A 1518-nucleotide genomic window follows, 5' to 3' on the forward strand; every position below is an offset into this window, starting at 1 on the left:
CTGATAATTGTTCTCGGGGGAAGCGGGCACTGCGGGGCGCGGCAACGGCGCGCGATTTCCGCGTCGCAGCGCTACCCTGATGCTGAATGCCGGGACGATGACCCACTGACCTGCTGACGCCTCTTCGGCCGTCCTCAAATCCGACCTGTCTCGTCCCGGCATCCGCGTCCCGGAGTCCTGCCATGACCTAATAGGAGCATGAGCGCGGACAATCGGACAAGCCAATTGGATTGTAGCGCTCCCGTCAGTGCAATGTCTGGGAGACCCGGGCGCGGAGCAGGCGGCAGACCGAGGGGAGCGAAAATGGAAGGCGAAACGGTCATCGCGGGCGTCGACACGCACAAGGACGTGCATGTCCTGTGCCTGCTCGACGGCCTCGGGAGGAAGATCTGGAGCGGGAGCTTCGGGGCCGACCCCGAGGGCTACGACAGGCTGGCGGAGGCGATAGGCGACCCGGGGAGCTGCATGGTCGTCGGCGTCGAGGGCACGGCATCGTACGGGGCCGGGCTGACGAGGAGGCTCGTGGAGCTCGGGTACAACGTCGTCGAGGTGCTCAGGCCCAAGAGGGACAAGGTGAGGCCCGGCGAGGGGAAGAGCGACCCGCTGGACGCCGAGCGCGCGGCGCGCAAGGCGGCGTCCGGGAGGGGCTGCTCCGTGCCGAAGTCGCAGGACGGCTGGGTCGAGGCGGTGCGCCAGCTCTACGTCGCGCGCAGGCTGGCCGTCGCGACGTCCACGTCCTGCGTGGCCTGCGCGAAGTCGATGCTCACGACGGCCCCGAGCGCCCTGAGGGAGCGGTTCAGGGGCCGCGAGCGGCCGAAGGACCTCATGCCGCTGCTCGCGCGCGGGAGGAAGGCGGGCGACGCGCTCGAGGAGAGCGTGCTGGCCTCGCTGCGGTCCGTCGCGGCGGTCTGGAAGGAGGCCCGCAGCCAGGTCGAGTCCCTCGACGAGCGCATCCGCGCGCTGCTGGAGGCGAACGCGCCCGCGCTGCTCGGCGTCGAGGGCTGCGGCACCACGACCGCCGCCGCCCTGGTCGTGGCCGCCGGCGACAACCCCGGCAGGCTGAAGGGCGAGGCGGCGTTCTCGATGATGTGCGGCGCCTCGCCGATCCCCGCGTCGAGCGGGAAGACGGACCGGCACAGGCTCAACCGCGGCGGCAACCGGCAGGCGAACTGGGCGCTCTACGAGATCGCGATCAAGCGCATGGCGTACGACGAGAGGACGAGGAGGTACGTGGCGAGGCGGACCTCCGAGGGGAAGTCCCGGCGGGAGGCGGTCCGCTGCCTGAAGCGCTACATAGCGCGGGAGGTGTACCACGTGCTCATGGACCCGAACCCCGACGGCGCCGCGCCGGAAGGCCCCGAGCTCGCGAAGATGCGCAAGGCGATGCGGGTGACTCAGAAGAAAGCCGCCGCGGAGCTCGGCCTGTCCGCAGCCACACTCGGGCACTTGGAACGGGGGAAACGGCGGTCGACGAAACTGGAGAGGAGGTATTACGAGCTCCTGTGCGAATTGGAGAGA

The 1518-nt window shown here is 69.9% G+C and carries 1 protein-coding gene; it reads left to right on the forward strand.

The window, feature by feature from the left end:
• Positions 1-303: 303 nt before the first annotated feature.
• On the forward strand, positions 304-1518 hold a 1215-nt coding region (locus tag AAAX59_RS09645; protein ID WP_349071603.1), incomplete at its 3' end, for an IS110 family transposase.

The organism is Collinsella sp. CLA-ER-H2, assembly GCF_040092405.1.
Classification (GTDB): Bacteria; Actinomycetota; Coriobacteriia; order Coriobacteriales; family Coriobacteriaceae; genus Collinsella.